Origin of the sequence: Streptomyces sp. NPDC051662, from assembly GCF_040681655.1 — a bacterium.
In the GTDB taxonomy this organism is placed as follows: domain Bacteria; phylum Actinomycetota; class Actinomycetes; order Streptomycetales; family Streptomycetaceae; genus Streptomyces.
This window is the reverse complement of record NZ_JBFAZD010000029.1, coordinates 88,455-112,871: the sequence shown is the minus strand read 5'-3', so window position 1 is coordinate 112,871 and position 24,417 is coordinate 88,455. Positions and strand designations below refer to the sequence as shown.

Sequence of the window (24,417 nt, the reverse complement as noted above, 5' to 3'; positions counted from 1 at the left end):
TAATGCCCTGCAGGTAACCGGCGTTACGCCGCCGTGGCCTGGACCATGGAGGCCGGATCGGCAGGTCAGGGAAAACGTGTCGCGCGGCGGCCGGCACCGGCCCCGGTTCGGTGCGGGCTGGCCTGCACTGCCTCGCGCATGTGGCGAGAGCGGCTTTGCGGGTCCGGTCGCTCGACACAGAGCCAGTGGCGGCGATGAAGCGGTGCTCAGGCAGTCGGCACTGCTGGCATGCCTGGTCGGAGTTGTGGAGCATGCCGTCTTCACATTGGGCGACCGGGCAGGCCGCGGAGGCCAGGAGCTGCAGAGCGATCTCGTCTGCGCTCCAGCGAAGTCGCCCGTCCTCGTCCTTGTCACGCAGTGCGCGGGCCCAGCGCCCGTACCAGCGGCGCTCGACACGGTCTGTGAGCTGTTGCGGGGTGCGTCGCGTCAACTCGGCGAGAACGGTCTGGTACACGGTGGCGGACACCCGGCTCTGCATCGCGTCCAGCAGGGGGCGGGGCAGGCGGCGCAGAACGAATTCCGCCGGGTCGGCCCCAGGCCCGACCAGCGGCGTGGCGCAGGTCTGGCAGTCCGCGCGCCCGGCTTCGCGGTCGGCTGCCGAGAGGAACTGGCCGCAGCGCCGGCACTCGCACCGGCACGTGGAACACAGGCCGTGTGGCTGCCCGTCCAGATGGGATGCGGGTTTTCGGCCGCAGTTCCCGCAGCACTTCGCACACATCGAGCACAGTCGTTCCGAACCGACGTGTGTCTCCCCGGATCGGGTCTGGCATCGGCAGCACAAGCTGCTGTCACAGTGCTCATCGTGCCGAGCACCGTTCCTGCCTCTGTTGGAGGGCAACACCCTCATCGCGTGCCCGCAGTTGCCGGCAGGCCACATAGTTCAGGAAGCGGTGTCCGGGCTTCGCCTTGTTGAGGCTTCAGCAGGAACGGCCAAGGAGTCTTCTTTGCCAGCGGGGCTGTGGGCAGGGCTGGGCAGGAAACTCAGCATGCATCTATAACGCAGGCTGGCAGCTGAGGCCACGCCCGTACCGCTGGCCGGACGGGCCTCGGTCGGGTAGCCGGCCCCGTGCGGACGGGCTCAGGCCCGGCCAGGCGGCCGGCCAGCGCTCTCGGTACTCAGTTCGTGAGGAGACAGGTGGTTCCGGTAGTCCGGTGCTCATGACGCGTGCGCAACTGACGGACGAGGAGTGGGGGTTCGTCGAGGCGTTTCTGCCGGTCGGCGAGTACGGGCCGTATCCCGAGCGGCTGCGGCAGCAGTTCGAGGGCGTGATCTGGAAGTTCCGCTCGGGAGCGCAATGGCGAGAGATGCCGGACCGGTTCGGTGCCTGGTCCACCGTGCACAACCGGTTTCGGCAGTGGCGGGACGTCGGAGTCTTCGAGGCTCTGCTGGAGGGGGTGATCGCCGAGGCGGCCGAACGGGGCCGGGTGGACCTGTCGTTGGTCGGCGTGGACTCCACGACTGTCCGGGCTCACCACGACGCGGCCGGGATGCGCTCGGAGGAGCGCGTCCTGGACGCGTTGGAAAAGGCCGCCGTCGGGGCCAAGGCGGCCCGGCGAGAGAGGATGGCGCGGAGGAACAAGGCGGGCAGAGCGACGTCCGCGATCCCGGCCGGGCCGAACGGCGGCGCGTCCGGCGGCGGCGCAGGCTCCGTTTGAAAGCCGCTCTGCTCGGGCGCTCGCGAGGCGGACAGACCAGCAAGATCCACCTGGCTGCCGGCCGCTGTTGCCGGCCCCTGGCTCTGACTCTGACCGCCGGCCAGGCCGCGGACAGCCCGCAGTTCATCCCCGCGCTCGCCAAAGTGCGAGTCCGCGGGCCCGTCGGGCGCCCCCGCACCCGACCGGACGCGGTCGCCGAAGACAAGGCATACTCCTCCCGCGGCAACCGCGCCCACCTGCGTGAACGCGGGATCAAGGCGGTCAACCAGGAGAAGACGGACGAGGCGGCCAACCGGAAGAAGAAGGGCCGACGCGGCGGTCGACCTGTCACCCACGACGCCGAGCGAACCACTCAGTGATCACAACTCAATACAGGCCCTACTGCCACGGCCGGTGTCGAGTCGGCGGACGCCGCCGCGCGATGACGGCCCGAGGAGTATCCGAAGGCGCATGGCCTGCCAGAGCTCGCCGGCAGCACGGCTGCTGCCGGTCCGTGTCTGGTGTAGGCCGGGGCAGCAAGCATTGTGGGCGATCTTGGCGGTGCCGTAATCGCGGTGATGCGCTCCGCCCTGACCGCGTCCGTCCTCGCCGCCGGCATCCTGCTCGGTGGCACCGGCGCCGCCTTCGCCGATGGCGGTGACGGGCCCGTCCAGGCCACCGGTTCACAGGGCGCCGGGAAGACCGCCTCAACGTCGTTCGCCGGTGTCAACGACCACCTCGGTCCGGTTGGGGCGCCGTCGGCCGCTCCCTTCCCGTTCCCTGCCCCTGCCCCTGCGCCGGCGTTAGCCGCCGTCGAGGCGAGGCGTGCTCCAGAACAAAGCCCCCTGCAACGCTCCACTCCCAAGACCTCCGACGGAATCACGCTCCGACCTCCGCCCGCTACCACCAGCTTCGATGGCCAACCGCCCTGACGGGCCCCTGGCCATCCCGCGTTCGAGGCACGGCAGCGCCGTCATTTCCCGTCGACATTCACAAGCCGTCCGGGGCTGCGCGGCGTGCTATCGGCTCAACTGCGAGCGCAGAGCGGTGATGAACCAACTGAAGACCGGCGCGAGAGCAGGCGGTACCGGCCAGCCGTTGATGGTCGACAGAAGCTGCCAGTAGCGCTCCGCCCTGGGGTCCGCGCCGGTCTCCAACCGGGTGACGAGCCAGTGCCTCAGATCGGCATCGTCGGCGCGTCCGAAAGTCTCGGCATAGAGACCGGCGAGGGAATCGACAACCGGCGTCGCCTGGTTCGACGTCGGCTGGATTCCTGCCGCGAGAGCTTCGCCGACCTGCTCACACACCGCGGTGGTCAGATCATGATGCAGGCCGGTCGTGTCGCCCTGCGCCCGTTCCGCCGCCTGGTGTTCGGCCATCCTTCGGACGGCTGCCCGGAAGTCCGTATCCTGGCAGAGTTCCCCGAGTTCGACCCACGCCTCGACCTGTTCGGGCGCCGGATCGTCGGGGAGTTGGGGCATGGCCGACCGCATCATGGCCACGAACTCCGGGTTGGCGTCAAAGCCGCCGAAGGTGTCATCGATGAAGTCGGTCACCAGCCGCTGCCGTTCGCTGTCGGAAAGCTTGGCGAGTCTCTGCATGAGATCCAGCTCCTCAGGTGTAGGGCCACGCTTGGCCACCGCTCTCAGTACGGATCGACGCAGACGGAGCGTACGAATCTGCACGTCCAGGGCATCGGCATGCGCTGAAGCCACTTCGGGGACGGAGACTTCCCTGTCGAGGACCTTCCTGATGGCGGAAAGGTCCAGCCCGAGGTCGCGCAGGGTGCGCACGAGATCGAGACGTGTGACGGCGTCGATGTCGTAGAGCCGGTAGCCGGCCGGGCTTCGGTCGGTGGGCGGCACGATTCCCGCGTCGGAGTAGAACCGGATGGTCTTCACCGTCAGCCCGGTTCGCCGGGCAAGGTCACCAATCGCGTAGAGCGCGTCGCCGTTCATGCGCTCCACCCTGCTGTCTCCCCCTACTGGAGACACAAGCGGTTAAGCCCTCCGGTTGAACGAACCGCGCCTTCAGAGTCCCGACAGGGATCGCAGATCTCCCGAAGTGCCGTCATTTCCCGTGAACACTCGCGGGCTCCCTGGCCACTGATCACCGTTGAGACTCGTCGACAAACGCTGTCCTTGCACGTTGACGAAGCCAAGCTCCCATTGGGTCTCGTGCCCAGCTTGGTTGATGGCACGGGTCCGTCGCGCTGGCGCCGCTGGAATGCGGCAGAGCCGGAGAGGCCGACGGGTGGTCACGCCGTTCAAGTTGCGATGCCTTTCAATCACGCTTCGTAGCATCCCGATTCGAGCTCTATCTGGAAACGTAGCCGGCGAGGCTGTCGCCGTCAGGGCCCGGGTCGGCACGTGCCGCGACCGGGGCAGGGTCGGAAAACGTGCGGCGACCGAGCTCCCCTATCGCGGAAGTCTCGTTCGCGACAGACGCAGGAGCACCACCACAATCGCCAACAGCGTCCGCCGGAGATCGCCGTTCCCCATGGTGCTGCGATGTGGAAAGCCCCGAACCCGCCCTCGCCGCCTGGATCTGCACGTGGTGATGTGCTGTGCGATGTGCACTGTTACCTGTACGCGGTGCTGAGCTGCACTGTGTTGATGGGGAGTCGAACCCCCGCGTTGCTCCTCACGCGCCAGGAGTGGGCTGGAAAACCGCCGGCCCTCGGTGTGTGCACGCCTCCGAAGCTGCTACCTGCTCCACATCGTCCCAGCTTGCTGGACTACTCAGTCCAGCAGATCGACCTCCCAGTTCGTACGCTGGATCCGCACATCGACCTCGCGGATCTCCCGGGCGAGCGCATCCGCCTGACCGCGTAGTTCTGCGACCGGAAGCGCGGAAAGCATCATCAGCTCGGACCGAAGCTGCCGGCCGTATCCCCGCTCGCCCTTACCCACCGCCGCGTCCGCCGCCGCGGTGACCACAGAGTGACGCAACCGCAGGACATCCCGGCGTGCGAGGGCATCGGTGAGCGTGCCGTCCGGACCCATCTCCGCGGTGGCATTGGTCCGGTTGATCCGCCGGATCAATCTTTCCAGAGCGTCCAGCACCTCATCGGCCTCAGCCAACAGCTGAGCCGCATCCTCGGCGGGTGTCTCCCCTTCCTGGTACCGCGCACTGCTGACGACACGCGCTCGCAGTTGTTCTACACGGCGCGTCGCCTCCGCACGTTCTGCCAGCGCCTCAGCAAGCTTCACTGTCTCCGCCTCCCCCTCCATGAGGTCGCACGAGTATACGAGTGCGAACCGGCCCAAACGCATCTGGATTTTGCTCCGCCAGAGCCCTGACCAGCCACTGGGTGATAGCGGACAGCCGCTCAGCTTGACGTTTGACGTCAGTCGACTGCTCTTTCATCAGTCAGAGTTCGGCGGCTGCGTGTCATCATTGGCCAGTTTCGTGGCGACCAACGTTGTGGAGCACGTTGAACGGGAGTGCCTGGTTGCCGTCGAAGTGGACGTAGGGCGGCTTCTCCACCTCTGGGTCATGGGCGATGACGGTGACGGCCGCAGGACCTGGCAGGAAGCCGTCGTGACGGGGGCCGGCCGTCCGGACGGCAGGGGCGGAGCGGGCCTCGCTCAGCTCGAAGTACCACGCCTCGTCGCCCTTCACATAGGTCGACTGCAGGCAGTAGTGGTCGCCGTCGTGTTCCCAAGTCTCCAAGGCCATGGGGGAAGACTGTCACGTGGGTTGTTCACCAGCGACGCGTCTGGGCTTGGTGCCCTTCTTGTGATGGCTGGGGCGCGAGTACGCTTCCACATTGCTCAAGGCTCACTGGAGCCGACGAAACACGGCAGAACTGCGGCAGGGGGAACGGTGAAGGTACCTGCGGAGCTGGTCGGCACTCGTGTCACGCGCACTGCCTTCGATCACCAGGTCAGGATCAGCTTCACCGATCAGGCCCCAGACGGCCGCATCCGCGTCGATGGTGAGCTCGTCATCGAGACACCGTTCACCCTCACAGACGCCTCCGGCCACCATGCCCTTCTGACGCCGGCCACCGGACCGTCCTTGGCGCCGCTACTCGGCTTGTTCGCCAGGGTCGTCACCGAAACCGCGGTCACCGGGCAAGGCACCCTGTCGCTCGGCTTCGATGACGGCACTCGGCTCAGCGTCGAGCCAGACCCCGACTACGAGTCGTGGAACCTCACCGGCTCGGGAATCGATCCCGTCCTGGTGGGCCCAGGCGGCGAAACCGACTGGCAACACTGATCACCGCCGCGACCGACACCGTCGCGGCACTCAACCTGTGTTGCGACGACCTCTGGAATCCGCTCAGTTGGGCGAAAGAACGGGGCCCACCGGCTGACCACCATGCGTCGGCACGTGCGTGGTCATGGGGCGGGACGGGGTGTCTTCTCGCCATGCACGGCTGTGTATTCGGCGGCGAGCCAGAGGCCCAGGCCGTCATGAGTGTGCTGAGTACTGCCGGATCGGCTGAGGGAGCGCGGCCGATGGTCGCGGCGGTGCGCATGTGGTCTGCGTGCTCGGGGTAGTAGCGGCCGAAAAGTTCGGCGGACTCGTCGAGATCGCTGGTCCAGCCGACCCAGCGGGGCATGATCAAAGTGAATCCTGTGCGCACGATACGACGCGCGACGGCGCGGCTGAGGGTCCGGCGGTCGGCGTCCGTGGCGGCTTCGGCTGCTCGGGTGCGCCAGCGTTTCAGCGCGAGGGCAAGGTCGCCGTTCGTTTCGCGGGCGAGCACGGTTGTGGGCCGGTAGCGGGGAAGTCGTTCGGCAAGGTCGGGGCCGAGCAGCGGGGTGCACAGGCAGGCGATGAAGAACCCTGCATCGTGGCGTTCGAGATCGCTCAGCAGAGCGCGTGTGCTGGTCAGCAGGATGCCGACGCCGTCGATCTGGGGGAACGCGTGGTCCAGTGCGACTTCGCACGCTGTGGCGTCGGAGCGGTCGGCTTCGGTGGGCTCGTGGTGGAGGGCGAGCTGAAGGTCGAGGTCGGAGACTCCAGGGACGGCGGTGCCGCGAGGGATGCTGCCGTAGATGTAAGCGCTGTGCAGCCGCGTGTTGTCGAACGTCTCGGCGAGCTGAGTGCGGGCGGCATCGATAACGGGGGTGAACGCGGCCGGGACTCGGTCCAGTGCACCTTCGCGCGCAATCGTTCCGTCGTGGGCCAGCCCTTGTTCGCTCATATGGTCACTGTGCCGTGTGCTGCCATGTGCTGCCGAGCCGATTTTGAGGTGGTGGCACAGACCCCTGACCCTCCCCCGGCCGGCGTCGAACCGAGCGTCCGCTCGGCCGCGCCAGTCAGGACTTGTCCGGGCGATCACGTGAGGGGCACGTTCGCCGGCTCGGAAGGCTCCGGGGCTCCGATACTCCGGGGCTTTCCGGCATCGGCCGACTCTTTAGCGGCGACGGGAAGCGGCACCCATACCGCAAACGAAATGCCTCTCAATGGCGGAACCGACACACCAACCCGTGCAGTCGATGGGTAATCCGATCTCATATCCCTATTCTGTGAACGGATCGGCGAGGGCGAAGGGCCAGGGCGAAAACGCCCTCTCGCTCATGGCCGCCACATTCAGACAACGGTCATCACTATGGGAGATCACACACGCATGAACGACCAGAAGAACGCGAACGAATTTCCCCGGCGTCAATTCGTTGCGCTCTCGGGCACCCTTGGTGCCGCAGCGCTGCTCACCGGTGCGGGAGTCATGGCGGGAACGACCGCCACCGCGAGTCCGGCGCACGGAGGAACGTCCCCCGCCCTGTCGTGCCCCCCACCCCCTCCTCCCGGTGGGCCCGCGAGCCCCTGTCCGCCTTCTCAGATGCAGTCCCTCTGCGGCCGGCCCACCGACAACGACCCGCTCTGGCACGACGTCCAGTACTGCACGCGGGGCACCGTCCCGCCGGCACCACAGCCCAAGCCCGACTGCTTGAAGACGACCCCGAATTACGTCGTGTTGCACGGAAAACCGGAGAATACGCACAACTATCTCCTCCTCCCCTCGTGCCGGATCACGGGCATTGAATGCCCGTTCATCCACATGGACTCGGCGGCGAACTACTGGCAGGAAGCATGGGAGAACGCGAGAAGCGGAGGAAGCGTCCCCGTACAGTACCCGAATATCGGACTGGGGATCAACTCGCAGGGCACCCGCCACTTCAATCAGCTGCACATTCACATGGCCGGAATCAGGGCGAGCACACAGAGGCGACTCCAGGAACTCGAATCCCAGGGCCGCATGGCCACCCAGCCCTCCCAATGGGCCGCCCCGGGCAACCAAGCGCCCATTTCGGGGCCCGCGGGTTCAGGCGACCGCGTCTACCGCATCCTCAAACTCCACGACCTCCAGCAGAACCCCTTCACGCTGCTGTACCGGAACGTGGTGGTCCCGAACTCGCTGAGCATGGCGAACCAGACCATGATTGTGGTCCCGAAGATGACGGCCACCGGATTCGCAGGTTCTTTCTACGTCCTCAACAGCGACACGTCCCTCCACGACGGCACGAGCACGTGCGACTACCTGCTGGTGTATAGCTGAGGACTGCTCGATGGCAGCCGGCCCGGGGGCGGGGCGGTGACGTCGACGTTCTCGCAGAGGCTTGCCGGCACGATGGGATCCGCGGCACGGCCCGTTGCTGTAAGCCTTGTCGGTCGTGTCCTCTGTGGAGATTGCTGGTTGAGCTGAACATGGGGCGGGGTACGTGGAGTTGGACTGTTCCGGATGGGCTGTGGGAGATCGCGGAGCCGTTGATTCCGCCGTCGAAGGTGCGGTGACAGGGCGGTGGGACGCGGGACACCCCTGATGAGACGCTGTTCGCGGCGATCGTCCATGTGCTGAATGCGCACAACGGCACGGCGGAGTGGTGAACCGGCGTGAGAACCAGATCGCCGCGGCCCGCGCCAAAGTGGATCGGCCTTGGTTGAAGCTGCGGGGCCTGGAAGAGGCGGCGGCAGGCGACAAGGCGGTCGCGGACGCGCTGGCGGCCCGTGACGCCCACGACGAGAGCCACGTCCTGCCCGCCCGCACGACCGCGCAGCAGGCCGAGAAAGAAGCCCACGACCTCAGCCGCGACATCGCCCAGCTCAAGGAGCGGCTGGACGGAGCCAACTACATCACCGCCCGGGAACAGGGCATCAAGGCCGCCAAAACGAAGATGGAAACGGCACAGGAAGCCCGGGACACCGCGGTCACCGCCCACGAGGCCCGCGCAGTGTGCCCGGGTCGCCCGCACGTCCCGGACGAGGTCCTACGGGGGCGGGTGCGCTCGCTGCCGACAGCGCGGACCCAGCACCGCAACATCCTCAGCGGGCTGATCCACGAGTACCGCAACGCCGCCTGACAAGGATCGGCGAAACCGGCGAATGCCCAGGCCAGCGCGCGTGCGGGACTTTCGGAACCCCACAGGCGAGTTGGCGTCAGCGAGTCGCCCTCGGCGCGGGATCGTGCCGAGGGCGGTCTGGGTGACTAGAGCTGAGTGGTACCGCCGTCGACGAACAGTTCCGCGCCGGTGGTGAAGGAGCTCTGGTCCCCGGCCAGGTAGAGGGCGGTGGCGGCGACCTCGTCGGGACGGCCGGCTCGGCCGAGCGGGGTCGGTGCGGCGGGTTCGGCGGTCTGGCCGTCTCGCGGGAGTGCTGCCCGCAGTTCGTCGGCGCCGGGGGTGGTGACGGGGCCGGGGGTGAGGGCGTTGACTCGGATGCCGCGGTCGGCGAGTTCGGCGGCCCAGGTGCGGGCGAGGCTGCGGATCGCGGCCTTGGTGGCGGCGTAGACGCCCAGGCCCGGGACACCGCGCAGGGCCGCGCTGGAGGAGAGCAGGATCACCGAGGCTCCGGCCGACAGCAGTGGAAGTGCCTTCTGGACGGTGAAGACCGTGCCCTTGAGGTTGATGGAGGTGGTGCGGTCGTACTCCTCCTCGGTGATCGAGCCGAGCGGGCCGAAGTCGCCGACGCCGGCGTTGGCCACGACGATGTCGAGACGGCCGCTGCGCTCGGTGATCTCGGCGAAGAGCCGGTCGAGGTCGTCGAGTTTCGATACGTCGCTCCGGACGCCGATGGCGCGGACGCCGATCTGTTCGACGGCTTTCTCCAGTTCGGCCTCGCGGCGGCCGGTGAGGTAGACGGTGGCTCCCTCGGCGGCGAACCGGCGGGCGATGGCCAGGCCAATGCCGGTGGAGGCCCCGGTCACGAGGGCGGTCTTGTTGTCCAGTTGTCCCATGACATTCTCCGAATACTTGATGTAACTGTTGTTGTTACATTCAGGGGCGCGAAAAGCGCCCTGCTGCCGCGGCCCACTGGGGCCCGCGGTCGAAGCCAGGTGGCTTTCAGTACGTCGTGCAGCGCGTCTTCCAGCGTGGACAGCGTCCAGCCGGCGCCGGCGCCTCTTCGCGAGTCGACCAGGCCGGCCTTGCGCAGCCGCCACAGCAGGCGACGGATCACCACGGAGTTGATGTTGGCGCTCGTCGCGATCTGCTCGGAGGTGGCGACCTCGTGGCCGCGGCGCCGATACAGCCCGATCCAGGTCAGGGCGTGCGCGGCGACGGTCAGCCTGCTGTTGGCCCCCACTGACGTCCCTCACCTCCCATCGTGATGTAACCATAACAGTTACGACTGCCCTCGGCGAGTACCCGCGCCGGCGCCCCAAGTGGAGGCCCCGTTCGAGGGCGATCGGGACAGACCTCGGCGGTCTTCGTCACCTCCGGTCGGCCGTACCGCTCCGATCGTCTGCGGCACGGTGGGCATCGAGCGAGGCCAGGCGGCGGGCGTCGGGGCTTTCGGGCTCGGCGGTGCCGACCAGGAGGTACTGGCCGGGAGCGTCCTGGACCTCGAACGTCTGGTAGGCGAGGGTCAGCCGTCCGGCCCGCGGGTGGTGGAAGGTCTTGGTCTTGCTGCCCAGGCGGCTGACGTCCTGACGGCTCCAGAGCGCCGTGAACTCCTCGCTCTCCGCCAGCAGTTCGTCGATCAGGGCGAGCATGCGCGGATCGTTCCGTTCATGGCCATGGGCCAGTCGCAGCGTGGCGACGGTGTCACGGACCACGGTGTGCCAGTCGGCGAACAGTTCGCGGGCCGCGGGGTCGCAGAACAGGGACCGGGCCATGCGTCGAGGGTCCGCGAGCGGGGAGAGCAGGGCGTCGGCGAGTGCGTTCGAGGCGAGGACGTCCAGGCGCCGGTTGACCACGTAGGCCACCGCCGCGGGGAAGGCTCCCATCAGCTGCAGCAGTTCCGCCGCGACCCGCTCCTCGCCCACGGAGGAGGCTTGGTGTCCCGGCACGAGCCCGGCCAGGCGGTAGGCGTGCCAGCAGGCGTCGGATTCCAGCCGCAGGGCCCGCGCGAGGGCGTCGACGACCTGGCCGGAGGGATGCCGCTCGCGGCCCTGTTCCAGACGGGTGTAGTAGTCGGCGCTGACTCCGGCCAGGACGGCGACCTCTTCGCGCCGCAGTCCGCTGACGCGGCGGCCCCGGGAAAGGGGAAGACCCACGTCGGCCGGGCTGAGCCGGGAGCGACGTGCCAGCAGGAATTCCCCCAGTTCATTGCCGCTCATGCCTGGATCGTACGCCGCCGGTTCCTGGGAGCGGCGCACCCAGGAAAGCCTGTCCTGCCGCATGGGCGGGATCGGACACATCCTGGCAGCACCGGCCGTCGCACCGCGCGGCCGTCGTCACTCCGAAGGGAAGCCCATGTCAAGCCCGTCCACCACGGTCGCTTCGAAGGTGGTCCTGATCACCGGCGCCAGCAGCGGTATCGGCGAGGCCACCGCCACAACACTCGCCGCCGCGGGCCACCATGTGGTTCTCGGGGCACGGCGCACCGACCGCCTCGCTGCCCTCGCCGAGGACATCGAGGCCCAGGGAGGCAGCGCCTTTCCGCTCGCCCTGGATGTGACCGACCCGGCCGGCGTGCGGTCCTTCGTCGCAGCCGCCCACGACCGGTACGGGCGCGTCGACGTCCTGGTCAACAACGCCGGCATCATGCCGTTGTCGCGCCTGGACTCGCTGAGGGTCGACGAGTGGAACCGCATGATCGACGTGAACCTGCGCGGGGTCCTGCACGGCATCGCCGCCGTCCTGCCGATCATGCGGGACCAGCGCCGCGGGCACATCGTGAACATCTCCTCCGTCTCGGGACTGAGGGTCGACCCGACCGCAGCCGTCTACAGCGCCACCAAACACGCCGTCCGCGCCCTGTCGGAGGGCCTGCGCCAGGAGAGCCGGGAACTGCGGGTCACCGTGGTCAGTCCGGGCCTGACCCGAAGCGAGCTGACCGGGTCCATCGGCGACAGCGGGGTCAAGGACGCGGTGCGGGAGCAGATGGGCATCGCGATCCCCGCCACCGCGATCGGCGAAGCGGTCCGTTACGCCATCGACCAGCCTGCCGACGTGGACGTCAACGAACTCGTCGTCCGACCCACGGCCCAAGGATGACAACACGCACACACGTCACGGAACGGCGGCACCGATGGTGAGCGAACAGCAGGTACGCGACTGGGTCGAAGGCTATGTGCGGGCCTGGACCACCAACGGCAGGAAGGACATCGCCGCACTGTTCACCCCGCACGCCGAATATCACGAATGGCCTTACGAGACCGACTGGGTCGGACGAGAGGCGATCATCGACGGCTGGCTCGATCGCGCACCATGGCAGGAGGGCGGCTGGGAATTCGAGTGGTCCATCCTCACCGTCAACGGCGACACCGCCGCGATCGAGGGCACCGGCTACTACAAGGAACTGGGCACCTTCGCCAATCTGTGGACCGTGACATTCGACAAGAACGCCACATGCACCATGTTCCGCATGTGGAACAACCAGGCCTGAATCACGCACGGCCATCACGGGAATCCAACGAACGGGAATCGAGGGCGCGCCATCCCGACGGTGGGGGGCACCCCGCGGCACTGGCCGTACGTCAGGCACCGCTCGCGGCGGGCATGGCCGGACGTCGGCGCCCCGCTGTGCCCGCCGTCCCGGGCCCGGCAGTGGATCATGCGGGCGGCGCGGATGCGACCGCGTCCCTCCATCGCCGGTTGGTCTCCTCGGCGACGCTCACCAGGTCGGTATACGGCTCGTACCACGGGTCTTTGCGCCCGAAGCCGCAGTGCGGGTTCTCCAGCCAACCGCACCAGTGTCGGCCCAGGCACCGCAGTCGGGCCGCGAACGTGTCGGCGATCATCTGGTAGCCCGCGCCGGGCTTGGCCTGGTCGCGCGCCGGGCTTGGCCTGGTCGCGCGCCGAGCCGGTACGCGACGGGCTCATGACCGTCGGGCACCAGGTCACTTCCCGAGGACGACCGAACCCCTGTCGTCCAGCAGGTGATAGACGGTGCGAGGCAAGCCATTCACCGGACTGGCTACCTGCACTTCATCGGCGACTGACCTCCCCGAGGAGACAGCGGAGACCATCACCCTGACCGGCGGCCAGTCCATGACCACCATGGAGACCGCCGCGGACGGCAGCACCGTCACGAATACCTACCGGACCGATCAGAGTGACCAGGGCAACTGACGGCAGCTCAGCGGCGAAGCGCCGCGCCGGACCCGACCGGCGTGGGCCTTCGTCGTGCCGTCGCTCAGGACCCGGCGATCACCCACAGGATGAGGATGAAATCCCGGCGCCTGCCGGGTGGCGTGTCGCACCCGGAGGTCAGTCGAACATGCCCGTCACGATGGAGAGTCCAGGCGGTCCGGAGGGGATCGGGCGCGTAATCCGGTGGCGGCGCAGTTCGCAGTCGTGCCAGGCTCTCTTTCACCGAAGGGGCGTAGCTCAGGCCGGCCAGAGCAGCGGATTCCAAACCCGCACGCCGCAGGTTCAAATCCTGCCGCCCCTGCGCGCCGTGGAGCGGCCGGGCCCGGCAGAGGACCGGCCGCTCGCTCATGAGCCGGGGAACTGAGACCTTGAGGCGGGGACTGTGCAGATTTCCCGCACGCCGCGGAGCCGTACGCAGCTTCTTCTGTGTCGCCCGGCTGTCCAGGCGGACGTCCAGTGCGCCGGGAAGGGCGCTCTGTGCCCGCGGGCCCGTACGCAGCCGGGAGACGTCGAGGCCGTCGCGCTCGGCGATGAGGGTGCCCAGTTCGTGACGGCTCACCGCGTCGGCTCCGGCCAGATGCCGGATGCCGGCCGCGTCGCTCCGCCATCCCGACCGGACCGCGGCCAGCCGGTGTAGCCCTCCGCGAGGAGGGCGGAGGCGGTGCGGGAGGTCACGAGGTGGGTGAGTTCGCCGAGTTGGCGGCGCGCGTCGAATGGTGGGGCGCCGGGTGTCCGGTGGAGCAGTGTGGTCATCCAGTAGGAGAAGTGCTGGGCCTTCCAGACCCGATCCAGGGCGCGCGGGGTGTAGTGGTCGAGGGCGGAGCGGTCGGCTTCGCGTACGGCGCGTTCGATCACCTCGGCCAGGACCCGGACGTCGGCCAGCGCCAGGTTGAGTCCTTTGGCGCCGGTGGGCGGGACGGTGTGTGCGGCGTCGCCGGCGAGGAGCAGGTTGCCGTGGCGCATCGGTTCGCACACGTAGGAGCGGAACGGCAGGACCGACTTGGCGATGATGGGGCCTTCGAGCAGAGTGAAGCCGTCCTCGCCGGCGACCCTGGCCTGGAGTTCGGCCCAGACGCGGTCGTCGGACCAGTCGGCGACGGACTCGTCGGGGGCGCACTGGAAGTACATCCGTTGCATGGTGTCGGTGCGTCGGCTGATCAGGGCGAAGCCGCGGTCGGAGCGGGCGTAGACAAGTTCGTCGCAGGAGGGTGGCGCCGCACAGAGGATGCCGAACCAGGCGAACGGGTATCGGCGGACGTATTCCTGACGGCCGGTGACCGAGTGCCGGGTCATGCTGCGCGAGCCGTCGGCGCCCACCAGCACGTCGCACCGCACCTCGTGGTCGCGGCCGTCGGCGTCGGTGAACAGCATCGCGGGGCGGTCGCCGGTGACGTCGGCGACGGAGGACTCGCTGACGCCGTACCGGACATCCCCGCCGTCGCGGGCGCGGGCTTCGGCGAGGTCGAGGAAGACATCGGTCTGGGGGTAGAGCCAGGTCGAGGCGCCTGCCAGTTCCTGGAAGTCGATGCGGTGGCCGACGCCGTCGACGCGGAGCTGGATGCCGCGGTGCTCGTGGCCTTCGCGCAGCACTCGGTCGGACACACCGGAATCGACCAGCAGGCGAACGCTGTCACGTTCGAGGATGCCGGCGCGCTGGGTTTCCGCGATCTCTCCGCGGGTGCGGGTTTCGATCACGACGGACTCGACGCCGGCCAGCTGGAGCAGGTGGGAGAGCATCAGCCCTGCCGGGCCGCCTCCGACGATCCCGACCGTGGTGCGGGAGGCAGTGCGGGACATGGTCGCTCCTTGGGTTCGGTGTCGTCGACGAGTGGAATCTCGACGAGGGCTCGCAGGTTGGGAAAGGCCCTGCCGAACAAGTCCCCAAGGCCTGCTTGGCGCCGATGGCCAGGTCCATGGCGCCGCCGACCGCGGGGATGGCGTCCGGCTCTCCGGTGTGCCAGTTGGCGAGGTCGCCCCGGGCGGAGACCTGGTAGGAACACCTCACTCATCACCGGCGTCCAGCGCGTCGGGAACCTGATGGGTGATCGCGTACGCGCGGTTGGCGGCGGGCACATCGCGGTAGCTGGCGCCATGCGTGATCACCTCACCGATCTCGGCCTCGGTGAGCCCGTTGGTACGGGCGGCGCGCACGTGCATCGCGAACTCCTCCCAGTGGCCGAGCGCGAGCAGCGCGGTGAGCATGGCGACGCTGCGAGTACGGTGGTCCAGGCCGGGGCGGGTCCAGACGCTGCCCCAGGCGTAGCGGGTGATCAGCTCCTGGAAGTCCGTGGTGAGCGCGGTCTTGCCTGCTTCGGCCCGATCGACGTGCGCGTCGCCGAGCACCTGGCGATGCACCTGCATTCCGGTGTCATAGGGGTTGGTCATGGGAGGTCCCACCCGATGACTGCGAAGTGGCCGGCAGGCAGCGTGGCGGTGGTCCCCCACAGCGCGGCGATCGGTGCCGAGGGAGGGGCCGGCAACCAGCAGGTCTCCTCGGCCGGGGCTGCCGCCAGTCGTGTGAAAGTCAGGCGGGGGGCCTCAGTCATGGTCCGCCCCTGCCCGCTGGAACCGGGCCAGAACGGAATCGACGAACCCACCCGAGGCACCCGGATAGCCGGCCGGATCACCCGGTGCGCCGCGTTCGGCGAGCAGCAGACCGAAGGCGTGGGCGACGGCGTCCGCGGCGTCCAGCGCCCCGCCGGCTGCCGGCGCGTGCGGCCAGGCGGCCTCGACGGCCTCGACGGCCTCGACGGCGAGCATCGCGGCCACCAGCGCCGCGTCGTCGGCCGGCCCGGCGGCGCGGTGCGCGCCCACGGCGCGGTCCCCGGTCCGGCTGGTCCCGGTTCGCAGGTGGTGAACGAGTAGCGGCCGGCGCTGTCGGTGGCCGCGCGTCCCCAGCCGGTGAACGCCATCCCGTCGCGGCGCAACGAGACCTCCACCCGCGGCACCCGGCCCCCGCCGTCGGCTTGGCGGATCTCCACCAGCGCTTCCGGGACCGCCCGCGCCGGCGCCGCCGTACACGGTGCCATGCAGCCGGATCGCTCCCGGCGTCGCGGGCGGCACGAGCTCGTTGCCGCGTGCGTAGGGCAGCGCGTAGGGGAAGAACGGGCCGACGGTCCGGCCGGGCGTGGGCGAGGGCGGCTCAGGCATGGCCGTGCACCATCGGAGTGGCGTGGCCGTGGCCGAAGGCCGGGGCCACCAGTTCGGCCCCCTCGGGGTCGGCGAGCCACAAGGCTCTGGTCGGATGCCGCGGCGCCGAACCGCGGTACGGCGCGAAGTCCAGCCGTGGCTGCGTCTGCGCCGACGTCGACGCACGGTGCAGCCGTGCGATCTGCTCGCTCACGACGGTCCGCGTCTCCAGCGACGCCTCGCTCGTGCTCATGACCCACATCGTGGGCCTTCCAGGTGGGGGCGAGCGAGCCTATGCTTCCGCTGAGCGGAAGGAACCTGATGGCTGGGAACACGTCGAGCCCCGGAGTCTCGGTGGTGTCACGGGCGTTGTCGCTGCTGTACGCCTTCGACGAACGACACCGCAGGCTCACCCTGGCCGACCTGGCCCGGCGCGCGGACCTGCCACTGACGACAGCGCACCGACTGGCCGGGGAACTCGTCCTGGGCGGAGCGCTGCTACGCAGGGCGTCCGGGGAGTACGTCGTGGGCCGTCGGATCTGGGACGTCGGCCTGCTCGCGCCCGTACAGACCGAACTGCGGCACGTCGCCTCGCCGTTCCTGAACGACATCCACGCGGCCACGCTGGCGACCGTGCACCTTGCCGTCCGGGACAGGGCACACGTCCTCTATATCGAACGGCTCTCCGGCCGGGCATCGGTGCCGGTGGTCAGCCAGGTCGGCACCCGGCTGCCGATGCACGCGACCGGTGTCGGCAAGGTACTGCTGACCCACGCGCCGGAACAGGTACGCGACCGGGTGCTGGCGAACCTGACCCGGATCACGCCGTACACGATCACCCAACCCGCGCAGCTGCGTGAGCAGTTGGTGCGGGTAGCGCGGGACGGCTACGCCCGTACCGTCGAGGAGATGTCGCTCGGCGCCTGCTCCCTCGCCGTACCGGTCGTCGCGCCCACCCTGTCCGGCGAGGCCGCGGTAGTGGCCGCACTCGGAGTCGTCGTGCCGAACTTCCGCCGCGACAAGGCGCGCCTGGTCGCGGCCCTCCAGGTGGCCGCCCAGGGCATCGGACGGAGCCTCGGTTCCCACTCGCCCGACTGACCTTCCGCTCAGCGGAAGAGAACCGTTGGGGTCGCCTGTGACAGCTGTCACGCTCACGGACACCCGAACGGAGGCCCCCATGTCAGCAGCGAAATCGACCCCGCGCACCGGGCAACAACGACCAGACAACCGCTGGCCGGTCCTGCTGTGTTGGATCGCCGTCGCCCTCGACGGCTTCGACCTCGTCGTCCTCGGCGCGGTCATCCCCACGATCGCCAAGACCCAAGCCCTCGGCTTCACTTCCGCCTCACTGACAACCGCCGCGACCGTCGGACTGGTCGGCGTCGGCATCGGCGCCATCGCGATCGGCCCCCTCACCGACCGCTACGGACGCAGGCGCTGCCTGATCGGCTGCATCGCCGCGTTCTCCCTGTTCACGCTGGCCATCGCCGTCGCACCGAACGTGGCGACCTTCGTGCTGCTGCGCTTCCTCGCCGGACTCGGTCTCGGCGCCTGTCTGCCGACCGCTCTGGCCTTCATGTCCGAACACGCGGGCGCCGGCCGCGGCGGCACGGCGGTCACCCGCATGATGACCGGCTATCACGTCGGTGCCGTGCTCACCGCGCTGTCGGCCCTGTGGGTGATCCCGAACCTGGGCTGGCAGTGGATGTTCGCGCTCGGAGGGATCCTCGGTCTGGCCGGCCTGCCGCTGATGTGGGCGAAGCTGCCCGAGTCCGAGGCATACCTGCGCGTCACACAAGGGCAGGCCGAACCGGCACGGAGCACCGACGTGGTGCGGGGCGTCTACCGCCGGATCAGTCTCGGCATCTGGGCCGCCTCGTTCATGGGCCTGCTGCTGGTCTACGGTCTCAACACCTGGCTGCCCACGATCATGGGCCAGGCAGGCTACTCCCTGACCGGCGGACTCACTCTGCTGCTTGTGCTCAATGTGGGCGCGGTCATCGGCTTGCTCGTGGCAGGATCGATCGCCGACCTGCGCGGCACCAAGGCAACCGTGCTCGCCTGGTTCGGGCTCGCCGGCATCTTCCTCGCGTTACTCAGCATCAGGACCGGCAGCTCGCTGTTGGTGCACGCCGCCGTACTCGCCGCGGGCGTCTTCGTCTTCAGCGCGCAGGTTCTCGTCTACGCCTTCGTGGGACACCTCTACCCGCCCGCGATCCGCGGCACCGCGCTGGGCATGTCCGCCGGTGTCGGCCGGGCGGGCGCGATCGTCGGGCCCTACCTCGGTGGGCAGTTGGTCGCGACGGGCGTGGCCTACCCATGGGGGTTCTACGTCTTCGCCCTGGCCGCCGCGATCGCCGTACTCGCCCTGGTGACCGTACGGCCGGCGCCAGCCCGCGACCACTCGGGCATGCTGGACTCAACACCGTGAGCGAGCGCGAGCCCTGCGAGACCGGTCTGTCCGACGGGCAGTGAGGGCTGATCGAGCCTGTCGACCAATTGACGTCGGCTTTGTACAGCCCCCTGGCGTTCGGCCGGTCAGGCGCGGTCGTGGAGAGTGACCTGGTAGCCGTCGGGGTCGGCGAAGGTGAATGTCCGGCCGAAGGGGCCGTCGATCGGTGCGGAGACGATGGTGTGACCGTCGGCGACGAGAGCATCGTGAATGGCCTGGACGTCGGTGGCGTGGAGCCAGATCGCGGCACCGATGCCGGGCTGGGCAACGGATGCGAGATCGGTGCCGGGAACGATGTCGCGGAGTGCGAACGCGATCGGCTTCGTCTCGAAGACGACGGCGTGCGGGGGTCCGGCCTGCGAGCGGACGAGGCCGAGGTACTGCTCGTAGAACGCCTGCGAAGCGTCGAGGTCGCGCGCCTGGAGCGAGATGAAGTCGGGGCCGGTGGCGGGCATGATGATGCTCCTTCTTTTCGTGTCAGCTTTCTGACACAGGTCAATGTATGTCAGAATCCTGACATGAATCAAGACGGTGTCGACCTGGACAAGTCACTGGGCTACCTGCTGAAAGAGGCGTCGAGCGCCCTGCGCGCAGCCATGGAGGAGGTGCTGCGGCCACTCGGGATGAGCGTGACGCACTACTCCTGCCTTGAGCTGCTGGCGCAACGGCCGGGCCTGTCGAACTCCGAGCTCGCGCGAGGCGCGTTCGTGACACGGCAGTCGATGAACGTGCTGCTCCAGGCCCTGGAACGAGAGGGCTACGTGACCAGGCCCGCGGAGGCACCCGTCGGAAAGGTTCTTCCCACACGGCTCACACCTCGCGGCCGACGGAGCCTGGAGAAGGCGACCGTAGCGGTCCGGTCCGTCGAGGTCAGAATGCTGGCCGGCATGACCGAGACCGAGCAGTCAAGCGCGTTCCGGATCCTGCAGAGCATGATCCATTCCCTGCGTGACGGCAACGACAGCGCATAGCTCGCTCCCCGGCGCACATCTCGCCGCGCCCGGACAGGAGTGCGGCCGAGCGTGGAAATCCGTGCCGGCGACCTCGAAACCCGACAGACCCCTCACTACAGCCTCTTCTGCGATGAGCCGGTTTGACGGCCTTCTTCAGGAAGGCCGGGAAGTCCTTGCCGTTCCGGTTTGGCTTGCACTCGCCGAGCACTTCGCCGGCGGAGCCACGTACAGGCCGATCACGTCGGCGACCTTGCCCGCGAACACCGGGTCCTTCGAAATCTTGAAAGTGCCGCCGCGTTACGGCTTGAGATTCTCCTCGCGCCAGATCCGCGCGACGTAGTGCCAGGACACCGAGATGCCCTTGCGCCGCTTCAGGTGATCGGCCAAGGTCCGCGTCGACCAGTGCGAGAGCCCGGAACCGGCGGGGACGTCTTTGTCAACGCGATCACGCGATCACCCGTCCCCGCGTCCGCGTCCGCGGCGGCACCTGATCGCGCGGCCCACCACGGCGATTCCCCTCCAGCCCGGCCGGACCGTATGCGAAAGAGCGCCTCTTGCAACGGTCGACGGTCACCGGCGACACCCCGGCGAGTCCTGCGACGTCCTTACGCCGTCGGCCCTCGCCGGACCACAACACGATCCGAGCCCGCAGGGCCACATCAGCCGACACATGATGTGAGTTCGCCAACCCCCGTAAATCGGCGCCCTGTTCAGAGGCCCTTCCAGGGTGTGTCGCTCCGGGCCCGGGGTCAGCGCATGGGCGGCAGCGGTTTCCCGTCGTGGAGGGCCTGGGCCAGAGGCCCATCGACGCGCACTTCCCACGCATGCTGGTGTGCGAACATGCGGCCGAGTTGCTGCTGGCGTTCCGCGATCGCCAAGGGCCAGCCGCTCGCACCGCGTCGAGTATGCAAGGCCTGTGGCACACGAACCCACCACACGTAATACGGGTCGCCGTCACTGCCGCAGGTTCCGTCGTCCGGCAGCCCTCGTAGACGAACCCAAGCCGCCCAGAGAAGTCGACCATCGCCTGGCCGCCCGGCGAAGTCGACCATCACCTCACGGCCGTCCTCGGGCAGCAGGAAGGCCATGCCCTCCGAGTGGCAAGGCTCGCTGATCCGCTGTTCGGGGCAGTCGACACGGATCCGCCCGAGCACCCACACGTACGCGGCCCAGGGATCTGTCCGGACAGCGCTGCAAGGCGACGAAGTCATGTCCCGCCCTCCTCCACGCTTCACCGCGCGCCGCGGCGCGCGGTACAACGACGGATGGGGCTGCGCGCGAGGAGCCGGATGAGTGAGGGAACTCGTCGTGGGCTCCCTCTTCTCCGGGCGTGGCTTCTGCAGCGGGCCGAGGGGAATTGACTGCGCGTCGGCATCGTCATCCCTGTCTTCGGCCTCCTCCAGCGACACGCCGCCGGCGAACCAGATCAGTGATCAGTCGCCGCACCCATCAGCTTGTTCCGTATGGCGCGATCGCACCTATTTCAAGAAATTTGCTCTTTTCATCTAGGCTCTGTGGTGAATGTTTTGAGACGGAATATCGTTTGTCCATCCTTTCGGACAGGGGGGTGACGTCGGATGCGGGCGAGTGCGAGCCCAGTTCCCTCTGGCCTGAGTGTTCGCGGGTGCCGGCCCTCCCTGACGGCCCGCGCCGTCACTTTGCCAGGCAGCCCACCGCGGTTGGGTTGACCCGCCAGGGTAGGAAATGCGCGCGTTGCCCTCTGGCCGGTATGCGGACTGTCGCACATGCGCGTGCGATTAGCTGGGCAGGTACAGACGAGTGTGAACCTTGGCCGGAGCATGACATTGCCTGGGTGGCATTCGCCTCCCTGGGCCAACTCCGGCGTGGGGTTCCAGGAGACCGCAGCACGCTACCCCCCATCCCCCACGTGCGGGCCCGCCCCGCCGTGCGACGCAGAGGAGCCCAATGTGGCCCGCGGTAACCGATGTACGAGATCACGGCAGTTACTCTTCGCTGTCCTGTCCACGCTTCTGATGGTTTCCGTGTCAGCCGGCACTGCGACAGCGCAGCAGGGCGCGGCGCAGAGGTCCGGTCCGACGGACTCTCCGCAAGCGGCTGTCGCGGAGAAAGTGGAGGAGAGACTTCTCCGTCAGTTCGACGACAGCCGGGAGAACACCTTCTGGGTCTATCTCGACAGCGCCGCCGATATCAATGCGGCGGTCGACGGGGCCCGGACCAAGGCCGAGCGCGGTGCCGCGGTCTACAAAGCCGGGAAAGACCACGCCAGGCGCACCCAGGCCGGGCTGTTGAGGGCGCTGGACGCGGCAGGTGTCGCCCACACTTCGTACTGGATAGTCAACGCCGTCCAGGTCAAGGGCGGCGACGAGAAGCTGGTCGAGAAGCTCGCGGCGCGGGCCGAAGTCGCCCGCATCGAAACGGATGACGTCATCCAGCTTCCCGAGCCTGTAAAGGCCGCCGCGCACAAGCGGGTCGCCGGCGTCGAGTGGAATGTCGACCGGATCAACGCTCCCAAGGTATGGGATGAGTTCGGAAGCCGGGGCGAGGGCATCGTTGTCGCGAACATCGACACGGGAGTGGAGTACACGCATCCTGCACTGGAGGCCTCCTACCGGGGCAACAACGGTGACGGCACCTTCAACCACAACTACAACTGGTTCGATCCGTCCAACTCGTGCCCCGCGGCGGAACCGTGCGACAACATGGGGCACGGCACACACACGATGGGCACCATGACCGGCGATGACGCTTCCGGGAATCGGACCGGCGTCGCGCCCGGAGCCAGTTGGATGGCAGTCAAGGGCTGCGAGTCGAACGGTTGCAGTGAGCAGTCCCTGATCGCCGCAGGGCAGTGGATCGTCGCCCCGACCGACCTCAACGGGCAGAATCCCCGCCCCGATCTGGCGCCCGACGTGGTCAACAACTCCTGGGGCGGTACACCTATCACATACTGGTACCAGAAGATTGTCGACTCCTGGCGCGCCGCGGGCATCTTCCCGTCGTTCTCGAACGGAAACAGTGGTTCCGACTGCAACACCGCGATCGAACCGGGAATGTACGTCAACAGCTACAGCTCGGGTTCGTTCGACATCGACAACGCCATCTCGGACTTCTCCTCACGCGGCGCCGGGGAGAAGGGGGAGATCAAGCCGAATATCTCCGCGCCCGGTGAGAACGTCCGCTCCTCGGTCCCCGGCGGTGGGTACGAAGCAATGTCCGGTACGTCGATGGCATCTCCCCACACCACGGCAGCCGTAGCCCTGTTGTGGTCGCTGTCCCCCGAACTGGAGAACGACATCCCGGCGACCGAAGCACTGCTCGACCGGACCGCGATCGACGCCGATGACACGTCCTGCGGCGGCACCGCCGCCGACAACAATGTCTTCGGCGAAGGCAGGCTCGACGTGACCGCGTTGGCGAAGGCCGCTCCGCACGCTCCGCTGGGCGCGATCCAGGGTGTCATCACCTCCGACGGCGCCCGCCTCCCCGGAGCCGAGGTCGTCGCCCAGGGCCCCCTTGACCGTACGGTGCACACCGGGGCCGACGGCAAATACACGATCCCCCTGCTCTCCGTGGGCGACTACAAGATCTCTGTGTCCAAGTACGGCCACGTAACAGCGACCGCCGACATATCGGTTACCGACGAGGGAACGGCGACCGGTGATGTCACCGTCGCCAAAGTGCCCTCCGCCAAGGTCACCGGCAGCGTCTCCAGCAGCAGAGGCCCGGCCGCCGGAGCCGTTGTCACCGTGGTGGGCACCCCGGTGGTCGCGACAGCTGACGCCCAGGGGAATTTCGAGACCACTCTCCCACTGGGATCGTACGAACTGTCCACTTCGTACTCCGATCTCTGTCTCGGGCGCGGCAGTACGACCGCGGAGGTGACGGGCGAGACCGTCCTTGACATCCGGCTGCCCGACAAGACCGACACGTTCGGATACACCTGCGACGCCGGCCCGGCCGACTTCGTCACAGGCGACCACAAACTCGGGCTCACAGGGGATTCCGGTGCGGAGAAGGTCGAACTGCCCTTCCCCGTATCACTGTACGGAGAGAGCTACACCTCGGGCTGGGTCTCCGCAGACGGGGCCATAACCTTCACCGAGCCCAGCACCGACGACGAGAACACCGCCATCCCGTCCAGCAGTGCCCCGAACACGGCCCTCTACCCGTTCTGGGACCAGTTGTTCTACCTCCCGCAGTTCGACGCCGCGGTCTACACCGGGGTCGTGGGCACAGCGCCGAACCGCTCCTACGTCGTCGAATGGCGCAACGTCATCCACATGTGGGGGCATGGCGAGCGGTTCTCCGTCACCGCCCTGATCGGGGAGGACGGCACGATCTCCTACCGCTACAAGGACACCGTCGGTGACTTCCTGGAAGCCGGTGCTCAAGCGACCATCGGCCTGGAGAACGCCGACGGGACCGATGCCTTCCAGTACTCACTGAACAAGCCGGTGCTCACGGACCGCTTCGGCATCACCTTCCGCACCACCAAGACCCGCGTTGACAGCGGCTCGATGCCGCGTGAGAAACCACGCGACACAGGGGCGCGCCACTGAAACCTGCGTGCCAGGCAAGCTGCGCATTCCGGCCCTGGCCGGGACCGGAATGCGCAGCTTGTCATGTCACCGTCGTGGGTCTCGTCGGCCGGTGCTTCGCCTGTCATACGGACAGGAGCTCCCTGGCCCCCTCGTCGTGGGGCAGGAGTCGGTCGAGGACGGCTGAGGCGAGCGCGGCATCTGGACGAGGGCGAGGTGTCTTGAGTGCCTGGCCTGCG

21 protein-coding genes, 1 tRNA gene and 6 pseudogenes are annotated in these 24,417 nt (G+C 68.2%); 13 read left to right on the top strand and 15 right to left on the bottom strand.

The window, feature by feature from the left end; all coding sequences use genetic code 11:
* Positions 1-466 (bottom strand): annotated as a pseudogene (locus tag AB0M67_RS34185) (hypothetical protein); the annotation flags it as partial.
* Positions 467-1,158: 692 nt separating this feature from the next.
* Here AB0M67_RS34185 and AB0M67_RS34180 point away from each other — a divergent pair.
* A pseudogene (locus AB0M67_RS34180) lies at positions 1,159-1,997 on the top strand (transposase); the annotation flags it as partial.
* Positions 1,998-2,654: 657 nt separating this feature from the next.
* Here the strand turns inward: AB0M67_RS34180 and AB0M67_RS34175 are convergent.
* From AB0M67_RS34175 to AB0M67_RS34165, 3 genes are all read right to left on the bottom strand, one after another.
* A complete protein-coding gene (locus tag AB0M67_RS34175; RefSeq protein ID WP_365751465.1) occupies positions 2,655-3,593 on the bottom strand; it encodes a MerR family transcriptional regulator in 939 nt (312 codons plus the stop codon).
* A 783-nt stretch (positions 3,594-4,376) separates the two neighbouring features.
* Complete coding sequence (locus tag AB0M67_RS34170) at positions 4,377-4,847, bottom strand: DIP1984 family protein (protein ID WP_365751464.1); 471 nt, start codon at positions 4,845-4,847, stop codon at positions 4,377-4,379.
* Positions 4,848-5,031: 184 nt separating this feature from the next.
* Complete coding sequence (locus tag AB0M67_RS34165) at positions 5,032-5,316, bottom strand: hypothetical protein (protein ID WP_365751463.1); 285 nt, start codon at positions 5,314-5,316, stop codon at positions 5,032-5,034.
* A 147-nt stretch (positions 5,317-5,463) separates the two neighbouring features.
* Between AB0M67_RS34165 and AB0M67_RS34160 the strand changes: the two genes are divergently transcribed.
* Positions 5,464-5,859 (top strand): DUF6188 family protein, encoded by a 396-nt coding sequence (locus AB0M67_RS34160; protein ID WP_365751462.1) that lies wholly within the window; start codon positions 5,464-5,466, stop codon positions 5,857-5,859.
* 122 nt (positions 5,860-5,981) lie between these two features.
* On the opposite strand, the pseudogene AB0M67_RS34155 reads toward AB0M67_RS34160, so the two are convergent.
* Positions 5,982-6,793 (bottom strand): annotated as a pseudogene (locus AB0M67_RS34155) (nucleotidyltransferase).
* A 639-nt stretch (positions 6,794-7,432) separates the two neighbouring features.
* Between AB0M67_RS34155 and AB0M67_RS34150 the strand changes: the two are divergent.
* The 3 genes and pseudogenes from AB0M67_RS34150 (at position 7,433) to AB0M67_RS34140 (ending at position 8,951) form a co-directional block, all read left to right on the top strand.
* On the top strand, positions 7,433-8,149 hold the full coding sequence (locus AB0M67_RS34150) for a CDP-diacylglycerol diphosphatase (RefSeq protein WP_365751461.1): 717 nt from the start codon (positions 7,433-7,435) through the stop codon (positions 8,147-8,149).
* 149 nt (positions 8,150-8,298) lie between these two features.
* Positions 8,299-8,448, top strand: a pseudogene (locus AB0M67_RS34145) (IS5/IS1182 family transposase); the annotation flags it as partial.
* Positions 8,449-8,531: 83 nt separating this feature from the next.
* A complete protein-coding gene (locus AB0M67_RS34140) occupies positions 8,532-8,951 on the top strand; it encodes a hypothetical protein (RefSeq protein WP_365751460.1) in 420 nt (139 codons plus the stop codon).
* Between the two features lie 125 nt (positions 8,952-9,076).
* On the opposite strand, the gene AB0M67_RS34135 is transcribed toward AB0M67_RS34140, so the two are convergent.
* From AB0M67_RS34135 to AB0M67_RS34125, 3 genes are all read right to left on the bottom strand, one after another.
* Positions 9,077-9,823 carry a glucose 1-dehydrogenase gene (locus tag AB0M67_RS34135; protein WP_365751459.1) on the bottom strand — a complete coding sequence of 249 codons (747 nt, stop codon included), beginning with the start codon at positions 9,821-9,823 and terminating at the stop codon, positions 9,077-9,079.
* Positions 9,790-10,170 carry an Rrf2 family transcriptional regulator gene (locus AB0M67_RS34130; protein ID WP_365751458.1) on the bottom strand — a complete coding sequence of 127 codons (381 nt, stop codon included), beginning with the start codon at positions 10,168-10,170 and terminating at the stop codon, positions 9,790-9,792. Before AB0M67_RS34130 ends, AB0M67_RS34135 begins: the two co-directional genes overlap by 34 nt.
* A gap of 127 nt (positions 10,171-10,297) precedes the next feature.
* Positions 10,298-11,146, bottom strand: a complete 849-nt coding sequence (locus AB0M67_RS34125; protein WP_365751457.1) for a helix-turn-helix transcriptional regulator — start codon at positions 11,144-11,146, stop codon at positions 10,298-10,300.
* 136 nt (positions 11,147-11,282) lie between these two features.
* Between AB0M67_RS34125 and AB0M67_RS34120 the strand changes: the two genes are divergently transcribed.
* The 4 genes from AB0M67_RS34120 to AB0M67_RS34105 all read left to right on the top strand — a co-directional run bounded on the left by AB0M67_RS34120 (position 11,283) and on the right by AB0M67_RS34105 (position 13,425).
* Positions 11,283-12,026 (top strand): SDR family oxidoreductase, encoded by a 744-nt coding sequence (locus AB0M67_RS34120; protein ID WP_365751456.1) that lies wholly within the window; start codon positions 11,283-11,285, stop codon positions 12,024-12,026.
* Positions 12,027-12,060: 34 nt separating this feature from the next.
* The gene (locus AB0M67_RS34115) at positions 12,061-12,417 is read left to right on the top strand and encodes a nuclear transport factor 2 family protein (protein WP_365751455.1); all 357 of its coding nucleotides are present in this window, start codon (positions 12,061-12,063) and stop codon (positions 12,415-12,417) included.
* A 503-nt stretch (positions 12,418-12,920) separates the two neighbouring features.
* On the top strand, positions 12,921-13,103 hold the full coding sequence (locus tag AB0M67_RS34110; RefSeq protein WP_365751454.1) for a hypothetical protein: 183 nt from the start codon (positions 12,921-12,923) through the stop codon (positions 13,101-13,103).
* 247 nt (positions 13,104-13,350) lie between these two features.
* Positions 13,351-13,425, top strand: a tRNA-Trp gene (locus tag AB0M67_RS34105).
* A gap of 254 nt (positions 13,426-13,679) precedes the next feature.
* On the opposite strand, the gene AB0M67_RS34100 is transcribed toward AB0M67_RS34105, so the two are convergent.
* The 5 genes and pseudogenes from AB0M67_RS34100 to AB0M67_RS34080 form a co-directional block, all read right to left on the bottom strand.
* Entirely contained in the window at positions 13,680-14,921 is a 1,242-nt protein-coding gene (locus AB0M67_RS34100; RefSeq protein WP_365751453.1) for a 4-hydroxybenzoate 3-monooxygenase, read from the bottom strand.
* A gap of 91 nt (positions 14,922-15,012) precedes the next feature.
* A pseudogene (locus AB0M67_RS34095) lies at positions 15,013-15,120 on the bottom strand (3-oxoadipate CoA-transferase); the annotation flags it as partial.
* 5 nt (positions 15,121-15,125) lie between these two features.
* Positions 15,126-15,491 (bottom strand): annotated as a pseudogene (locus AB0M67_RS34090) (carboxymuconolactone decarboxylase family protein); the annotation flags it as partial.
* A gap of 171 nt (positions 15,492-15,662) precedes the next feature.
* A complete protein-coding gene (locus tag AB0M67_RS34085; protein ID WP_365751452.1) occupies positions 15,663-15,938 on the bottom strand; it encodes a hypothetical protein in 276 nt (91 codons plus the stop codon).
* Positions 15,939-16,266: 328 nt separating this feature from the next.
* A complete protein-coding gene (locus AB0M67_RS34080; RefSeq protein WP_365751451.1) occupies positions 16,267-16,506 on the bottom strand; it encodes a hypothetical protein in 240 nt (79 codons plus the stop codon).
* Positions 16,507-16,574: 68 nt separating this feature from the next.
* Between AB0M67_RS34080 and AB0M67_RS34075 the strand changes: the two genes are divergently transcribed.
* Both AB0M67_RS34075 and AB0M67_RS34070 read left to right on the top strand, forming a co-directional pair.
* Positions 16,575-17,351, top strand: coding sequence for an IclR family transcriptional regulator (locus AB0M67_RS34075; protein ID WP_365751450.1), 777 nt, complete (start codon positions 16,575-16,577; stop codon positions 17,349-17,351).
* A gap of 79 nt (positions 17,352-17,430) precedes the next feature.
* On the top strand, positions 17,431-18,684 hold the full coding sequence (locus AB0M67_RS34070; protein WP_365751449.1) for an aromatic acid/H+ symport family MFS transporter: 1,254 nt from the start codon (positions 17,431-17,433) through the stop codon (positions 18,682-18,684).
* Between the two features lie 107 nt (positions 18,685-18,791).
* Here the strand turns inward: AB0M67_RS34070 and AB0M67_RS34065 are convergent, their stop codons facing one another.
* Positions 18,792-19,160, bottom strand: a complete 369-nt coding sequence (locus AB0M67_RS34065) for a VOC family protein (RefSeq protein WP_227996749.1) — start codon at positions 19,158-19,160, stop codon at positions 18,792-18,794.
* A gap of 63 nt (positions 19,161-19,223) precedes the next feature.
* On the opposite strand from AB0M67_RS34065, the gene AB0M67_RS34060 reads away from it, so the two are divergent.
* A complete protein-coding gene (locus AB0M67_RS34060) occupies positions 19,224-19,676 on the top strand; it encodes a MarR family transcriptional regulator (protein WP_365751448.1) in 453 nt (150 codons plus the stop codon).
* A gap of 731 nt (positions 19,677-20,407) precedes the next feature.
* Here AB0M67_RS34060 and AB0M67_RS34055 read toward each other — a convergent pair.
* A complete protein-coding gene (locus AB0M67_RS34055) occupies positions 20,408-20,869 on the bottom strand; it encodes a hypothetical protein (RefSeq protein WP_365751447.1) in 462 nt (153 codons plus the stop codon).
* Between the two features lie 879 nt (positions 20,870-21,748).
* Here AB0M67_RS34055 and AB0M67_RS34050 point away from each other — a divergent pair.
* Entirely contained in the window at positions 21,749-24,199 is a 2,451-nt protein-coding gene (locus AB0M67_RS34050) for a S8 family serine peptidase (protein WP_365751446.1), read from the top strand.
* Positions 24,200-24,417: the final 218 nt, after the last annotated feature.